Origin of the sequence: Microvirga massiliensis (genome assembly GCF_001006805.1) — a bacterium.
Taxonomy (GTDB): Bacteria; Pseudomonadota; Alphaproteobacteria; order Rhizobiales; family Beijerinckiaceae; genus Microvirga; species Microvirga massiliensis.
In genome coordinates this window covers 150899-157847 of sequence record NZ_LN811359.1, presented here as the reverse complement: position 1 = coordinate 157847, position 6949 = coordinate 150899, and the positions used below count along the sequence as shown (strand labels likewise).

General features: G+C 61.0%; 5 protein-coding genes. 3 read left to right on the top strand and 2 right to left on the bottom strand.

Annotation, left to right across the window (positions count from 1 at the left end):
* Positions 1-719: 719 nt before the first annotated feature.
* Positions 720-1148 carry a hypothetical protein gene (locus BN1233_RS26830; RefSeq protein WP_046866713.1) on the bottom strand — a complete coding sequence of 143 codons (429 nt, stop codon included), beginning with the start codon at positions 1146-1148 and terminating at the stop codon, positions 720-722.
* Between the two features lie 29 nt (positions 1149-1177).
* Positions 1178-1921, bottom strand: coding sequence for a GntR family transcriptional regulator (locus BN1233_RS26825; RefSeq protein WP_063776766.1), 744 nt, complete (start codon positions 1919-1921; stop codon positions 1178-1180).
* Between the two features lie 118 nt (positions 1922-2039).
* On the opposite strand from BN1233_RS26825, the gene BN1233_RS26820 reads away from it, so the two are divergent.
* The 3 genes from BN1233_RS26820 (at position 2040) to BN1233_RS26810 (ending at position 6878) form a co-directional block, all read left to right on the top strand.
* Complete coding sequence (locus tag BN1233_RS26820) at positions 2040-2897, top strand: fumarylacetoacetate hydrolase family protein (RefSeq protein WP_046866712.1); 858 nt, start codon at positions 2040-2042, stop codon at positions 2895-2897.
* Between the two features lie 64 nt (positions 2898-2961).
* On the top strand, positions 2962-5043 hold the full coding sequence (locus BN1233_RS26815) for a hydantoinase/oxoprolinase family protein (protein ID WP_046866711.1): 2082 nt from the start codon (positions 2962-2964) through the stop codon (positions 5041-5043).
* A 74-nt stretch (positions 5044-5117) separates the two neighbouring features.
* Entirely contained in the window at positions 5118-6878 is a 1761-nt protein-coding gene (locus BN1233_RS26810) for a hydantoinase B/oxoprolinase family protein (RefSeq protein WP_063776767.1), read from the top strand.
* Positions 6879-6949 lie beyond the last annotated feature (71 nt).

The following is a 6949-nucleotide window of genomic DNA, read 5'->3' as shown; positions in this document are numbered from 1 at the left end:
GCGAGCCTTCCAGTTTGAATCTCTCTCGCCGCGGTTCCTGGCGGTGGGCTGCTCGCCGGCGGCTCGAAGCGGAGAGGGAGGCTGATTATTGTGGCCGGCTGTATCGTGCTGTCGCGAGCGTTATCCTGTCGGCTTCGACGACGTCACGGGGTTCTGAACCGTCGCCGAGAAATTCTTTGGAGGGCTTCCGACGGCTCGATCCTGGCCTGAGCCGCGCGTAATCGTCCTGACACGCCCGCCTTCCTGACCTGCACCATACTCTCCGCCTTCGTGTTCGCCGCCCTCCTGATTGTCCCGCCTCTCATGGGTTACCTGATCAGCCTGATGCCGCGACTGGAAACCCTCGCGTATGTGTGCGCCGCGTTGCTGTTATTCGCGCTGGTCTTAAATCGTTTGGGAATCATGGCCTCGCTTCAGGCTTCGACGCCACGAAATTCACTGTGGGACAGTGCATCTTTCGCGGGCCGAGTGGCATTGTCCACCAGCAGCACCTTCAGGAGGAAATCCGTATCTTCACGGGGCTGAATTCGGCGCCGTTCGACCTTCCTCCTCGTCCGATCGAGCTGACATCACACAAGGCTCCCAGTGGTACAACGGCGGCAGCCGCGTCGTATCGTATTCGAGAGACGACCACGAGGGAGACAATGTCCGTTCAGCTGAAACCATTTGCCAAGAAGATGCTGCGGCCGGTCAACTCAAACCCAACAAGGTGCCGAGCCTTACAGTTCCTGAGCGACCCGTCGCAATGGGCCCACCGATGCAGCTGACAGGGAGTCGATGCTTCGGCGCAAGTCACGGAGCAGCTGTATCTTAAAGTCAACGTTGCAGCCGCTTTCATCTTCTGCAACGGCTTCCAGCAGGGCCGTGATGCTACCGGTTCTTCGTTGCTCGCACCCCGCTAGATTCTGCAGCTTTGCGAGTGCAGGGACAGTGCCCGCTTGAGCGTGCTTCTCGTACAGGTACTCCAAGATATCCTGCTCGCAATCCTGAACCCGCACATGCCCAATGCTGCCTCCACAGGAGCACCCGAACGCGATGGGGACATGCGCACGCTCGAGTTGCCTCCAGATGGTGAGGAGCGTCGCGGCTTCCGCAGAAGGGTCGATTTGCGGCGAGGCCTGTTCGCCAAAGAGTGCATCGAGCTCCATTGCCTTGACCTCTCAGATGCAGTTGCCAGCTAGAGTGGATGGCGCTGCGCGGGCCGCTTTTTCAGCTTCGGTTCGGCGGCTCCCATGTCACCGTCAAGTGCTTTAAAAAGACGCCCATTGAGCAAAAGGTGCGTAGTAAGCCGAAAATGGCTCGCCATCAGTTCGTAGCCTTGATCAGCATCGCGCGCGAGTACAGCGTCCATTAGTTTGCGGTGCTCTGCCTCCGTATCACGCTTTTCTTCTGAAAACGGCGCGGAGAGGCGTCGATAACGCTCACTCTGAGCATAAAGCAGATCGCGAACCCGCAATAACCAGGAATTGTCGCACGCACTGACCAGTGCCTGATGGTACGCTGCGTGAGCGGACGCCCAGGCTTCGTTGATCCTCACGGGGTCTTCCGGCACCCTTTCGGGCGTTCGGCTCAGGCGGTGGAACGCTGCCACGATGCCGGTCTCCCACGCGAGGTTGGCGTTGCCTATGGACTGTTTTAGGCAAAGACCTTCAATCTCGACGCGGGCCTCCGTGAGGTCGAGCAGATCCTTCGCCGAAACGGGGGCTACGCGAAACCCCCTCTGCGGAGCCGCGACAACCAAGCCTTCAGAGGTGAGCCGCGAAAGCGCCTCCCGAACGGCGCTGAGGCCGACTGAAAGGGACGCGCACAGGTCAGAAATCTTGAGCTTCTCGCCCGGCTGCAGCCGTCCCGCGAGCAGATCGGTACGCAACTGCTCGTAGGCGGTGTGAGTAAGACTTGAGCCGGGAACGTGCTGGTCCATGCCCCTTTATAACCGGCTCGTCAGAAAAATCTATCCCAAGCCGAAAAATAGATTTTATGTTGACGGATTGATTTCAGCGTTCCATACAGGGTTCAATAAGCTCGATGGGAGGATCAGCATGCGCTTTGCCTGCTTCAAACAGAACGGCCGCGACGGACTCGCAGCTGCGGAGGCCAATGGGCCGTTCCGGGGCCGCTACGTTGATGATGAAAAGTGCCCCGGCGACCTGTTGGAATGCCTCGCCGACGGACATGTCGGCCTGGCCGAAGCTGCGAGGCGCCTGCTCTCGGGTCATGATATCGATCTCGACGCTGTCGAACTTCTTCCGCCCCTCCCATTACCGGGCAAGATCATCTGCATCGGATTGAACTATGCCGAACACTCGGCTGAGAGTGGTTTCGAGGTCCCGAGCTATCCGGCCGTCTTCAGCCGATTCCCGTCAAGCCTCATCGGCCACGGTTCACCAATCGTCCGTCCGCGGGTGTCTCACCAACTGGACTATGAAGGCGAGTTTGTTGCCGTCATTGGCCGCGGCGGACGCGACATACCGAAGGAGGCCGCGCTCGATCACGTTGTCGGCTACTCCCTTTTCAACGACGCTTCGATTCGCGATTACCAACTGCGGACGACTCAGTGGACGCTCGGGAAGAACTTCGATCGCACCGGCGCCTTCGGGCCCTATGTGATGACAGCCGATGAGCTTCCGCCCGGGTGCGCCGGCCTTCGTCTCCAGACCCGCCTCAACGGCCAGATTGTCCAAGACGCCTCGACCGACGATCTCATCTTTGACGTCGCAACCCTCGTCTCGTCCCTGAGTGAAGCCTTTACGCTGGCGCCCGGCGATATCATCGTCACGGGTACTCCGTCGGGGGTTGGGCTTGCTCGCAAGCCGCCACTGTGGATGAAGCCGGGCGATATCTGCGAGGTGGAACTCGAGGGCTTCGGAGTCCTTCGCAACAGCGTTGTCGACGAGTAAGCAGCAGCCGGCGCTGCGCGGAACAAGTGCGCCTGGTGCGCAATCCGCTACGAGGTGAAAACAAATGAGGCACACCGAGAGCACTCGGCTCGCAGCTGACATCGGCGGCACTTTCACTGATGTCGCCGCCTTCGATGAGAAAACCGGACGATTGCTGCTCGGGAAGACCCTGAGCACCCCCAGTCATCTCGTCGATGGCATTTCCCAGGGGGTGGAAAAGGCAGGAACCAGGTATGCCGATGCCGGGCTGTTTCTTCATGGGTCAACCGTCGCGATCAACACGCTGCTGGAACGCAGCGGCGCCTCGACAGCACTCCTTGTGACCGAAGGCTTTCGCGACATCTACGAGATTGGCCGCATCAACAGACCTGACGCGTACAACCTGTTCTTCCAAAAGCATGTGCCTCTGGTCGAGCGATCCCTGCGCTTCGAGGTGAGAGAGCGGGTCACTGCGGAAGGAGACGTTCTCACGCCTCTCGACGTCGCCGGTGTGCACGCCATCTGCGACCGCTTGGTTGCCCTGAAGATCGAGGCTGTCGCGATCCTGCTCCTCCACTGCTACGCCAACCCTGAGCACGAGATTACAGTCAAGGAGATCGTGAAGCAGCGCTTGCCGCATGCGTTCGTCACGGCTTCTCATGAGCTTTCCCAAGAGTACCGCGAATTTGAACGATGCTCCACCACCGTGGCGAACGCTTATATTGGCCCTCGGGTCAGCCAGTATATTGCCGGGATCGACCGCCATATCAAAGCCTCGGGATTCAAGGGGCCCTTCCTCCTCGTCCAATCGACCGGCGGGCTGTATGAGGCCCAGCAGGCGCAGGTGCAGTGTGTGCGCATGCTCGAGTCCGGCCCCGCGGCTGGGGTGATTGGCGCACAGGCTCTTTGTCGCGAACTCGGGGTGCAAGACGCGGTTGCCTTCGATATGGGCGGTACCACCGCAAAGGCCGGGGTCGTCAACGACGGCCATGTGCTGACGACGACGACCGCCCTCGTCGGCGGGTATAACCAGGGTCTTCCGATTCAAATTCCGCTGGTCGACGTGTTCGAGGTCGGAACCGGCGGCGGCAGCATCGCCGCGGTCGACGCGAGCGGCGCGCTGCGCGTCGGCCCACGCAGCGCCGGGGCCGAGCCCGGGCCCGCCTGCTATGGAAGAGGGGGAACACAGCCTACGGTCACGGACGCCAACCTCGTTCTGGGGCGGCTCGGAGCTGACCGCTTTCTGGGCGGGGAAATCACACTCGATGTGGAAGCCGCCGAGCGAGCGATCCGGGAGCACGTCGCCGAGCCTCTCGGGATGAACGTGCTCGATGCTGCCGACGGAATTCTGCGCGTTGCCGTCACAAAGATGTCCTATGCCGTCAAAGGCGTCTCGACCGAGCGTGGACTCGACGCCGCTGCCTTCGCCTTGATCGCTTATGGCGGTGCTGGCCCACTGCACGCCTCAGCCATCGCCCGCGAGATCGGCATGAGCAGCCTCATTGTTCCTCGCGCGCCCGGGCACTTCTGCGCTTTCGGAATGCTGCACTCGGATCTGCGCTATGACTTCGTTCGAACGTGGTTCCGTCAACTGGACGACGTTCTCTTCGAGGAAATCGAACATGTTTTCGACGGTCTGGTGGCGCAGGGAAAGGCTGCTCTGAGCCACAGCGACATCCATCCCTCGAGCGTGACCGTTGGCTTCGCTGCTGACATGCGGTACGTCGGGCAGGAGCATCCGGTGACTGTCGACTTTGCTCCGGACGTGCTCCGGAGACGCGAACGTGCGGTCATCAAGAGCCACTTCGACGAGGTTCATCAACGGCGGTATGGCACTTGCGCGCCCGGTGAGCGGGCCGAGATCGTCAGTCTCCGGGCTACGGTCACCGGCGTGATGAGCAAGCCCCCGTTCGAGAAAATCCGTCGCGGCGGCAGGCAGCCGTCCAAAGATGCAGAGCGTGGGACGCGCCCCGTGTATTTCACGGAAGCTGGCAGAGCGATTGCAACACCGACTTATGCCCGCCAAGCTTTATCCGCAGGCAACTGCATTGATGGCCCAGCACTGATCGAAGAGCATGCATCAACGACCGTCTTGCTTCCCGGTGACCGACTGGAAGTTGATGATCTCGGGAATCTGGTGATCCAAATCAGGGGAGGGCAGCTGTGACCAAGGGATTGAGCGGCTCAATCGACCGCGCGTCAGACTCTCGAGCTGCGGGTCCAGGGAGTCACACTGATGCCGTGCTCACCGAGATCGTGCGCAACGGCGTCATGGCAGTCACTGAGGAAATGAAAACAAACCTCATGCGCACTGCCTACAACATGATCATTTACGAGGCGCTCGATTTCACGGTCGGCCTCTTCACGGCAGAGGGAGAGACGGTTTCGATCGGGATCGGACTTCCGAGCTTCATCCGCGGGATGTCGAACACCATCAAGGCGAAGCTCGCGCGCTACGGAACGAAGGGGCTGGAGCCCGGAGACATTCTGGTCACCAACGATGCCTACATAACCGGAAGCCACCTCAATCACTTCACATTCAGCCTGCCCATCTTTGACGAGGGGGAACTCTGTGCATGGGCGTGCTGTATGGCTCACTGGCCTGATGTGGGCGGCACTCTCGGAGGGGTGACAACCGACATCTATTCCGAGGGCCTTCAGATCCCAATCATGAAGTACCAGAAGGCAGGCGTGGTCAACGAGGATCTCGTCGACATCATCAAGATGAATGTGCGCCTGCCAGAGCGCGCGATAGGCGACCTCCGGGCTCAGATCGTGGCTGTGACGACCGGTGCTCGACGGTTCGCTGAGTTGCTGCGGCGCTACGGCCGCCAGGCGGTTCTCGATTCGATTCGCAACATTATGGATCAGTCGGAAGCCGCGGCCCGAGCGAGAACGCGCACAATCCCGGACGGGGTCTACGAGGCTGAATCCTTCATGGACGACGACGGCTTCGAGGTCGGCAAGCCGGTTCCCATCAAGGTCCGGGTCATCAAACGGGGCGACGAGATGACCATCGACCTGTCAGAAGTCAGCCCGCAAGTCCGGGGCTTTTTCAACTCAGGTCCGAGCACTGGCTACTCATGCGCTCAGGTCGCTTACAAATGCCTCACCTCTCCCACCGACTATCCGATCAACGAAGGAAGCTTCCGCTCGCTGAAGGTCATTGTACCGGAGGGCACGGTCGTCAGCGCCGTGAAGCCGGCCGCGATGCGGTGGTGGATGACTTTTCCGATGACGGTCGTCGATACCGTGTTCAAGGCCCTGGCGCAGGCCATTCCGGATCGGACCATAGCGGCGCACCATGCAGATCTCGTGATTGCTTTGATCCATGGCATATCCCCAAAGGACGGGCGCTTTTTCATAGGCTTCGTCGGCCCGACCGGGGGCGGGTGGGGAGCCAAGTTGAATGAGGACGGGATGAACGGCGTTGTGTGCTCGAACGACGGTGACACGCACAACAGCCCCTGCGAGCAACTTGAGGCCAAGTATCCGATCCTGATCGAGCGACATGCCCTCCGGACCGACTCGGGCGGAGCGGGCCGCTTTCGGGGCGGTCTGGGCACCGAAGTGGTGGTTCGGGCGCGCGCGCCGGTCACCGTCGACGTGCAGGCAGAGCGCATGCACTGCCCACCGTGGGGACTCGCCGAGGGACGGCCGGGACTCGGAAACCAAGTGACGGTCCGCATAGACGGCAAGGAACAGAACGATGCCGGCAACGCCAAGGTACGCAACCAAAGGCTGAGGCCGGGTGATGCACTCATCCTGCGAGCCGGAGGCGGAGGTGGTTTTGGTCCGCCCGAGGACCGTGATCCCGCGCGAGTCGCATACGACGTACGGCAAGGTTACGTGAGCCGCGAGACGGCGCGGAACATATATCGCGTGGAGGTCAACGCGGACGGCACATTGGACCTCGAGCTGACGCAGAGGCTGCGCGCGCAAGCACCCGGTCAGCCACGACCCGACAACGAGGCGCCGCACGCGCAGGTTGGGCCAGGGTGAGAGCTCCGGCGGCAAAGCCAACATCAAACGGGAGGGAACAATGACATTGAGCGTAAAAACGCATCAGGAGG

Bases quoted from the DNA above. Each gene is read 5' to 3' on its own strand.
- BN1233_RS26830 (WP_046866713.1), bottom strand. From the start codon at position 1,148: ATGGAGCTCGATGCACTCTTTGGCGAACAGGCCTCGCCGCAAATCGAC.
- BN1233_RS26825 (WP_063776766.1), bottom strand. From the start codon at position 1,921: ATGGACCAGCACGTTCCCGGCTCAAGTCTTACTCACACCGCCTACGAG.
- BN1233_RS26820 (WP_046866712.1), top strand. From the start codon at position 2,040: ATGCGCTTTGCCTGCTTCAAACAGAACGGCCGCGACGGACTCGCAGCT.
- BN1233_RS26815 (WP_046866711.1), top strand. From the start codon at position 2,962: ATGAGGCACACCGAGAGCACTCGGCTCGCAGCTGACATCGGCGGCACT.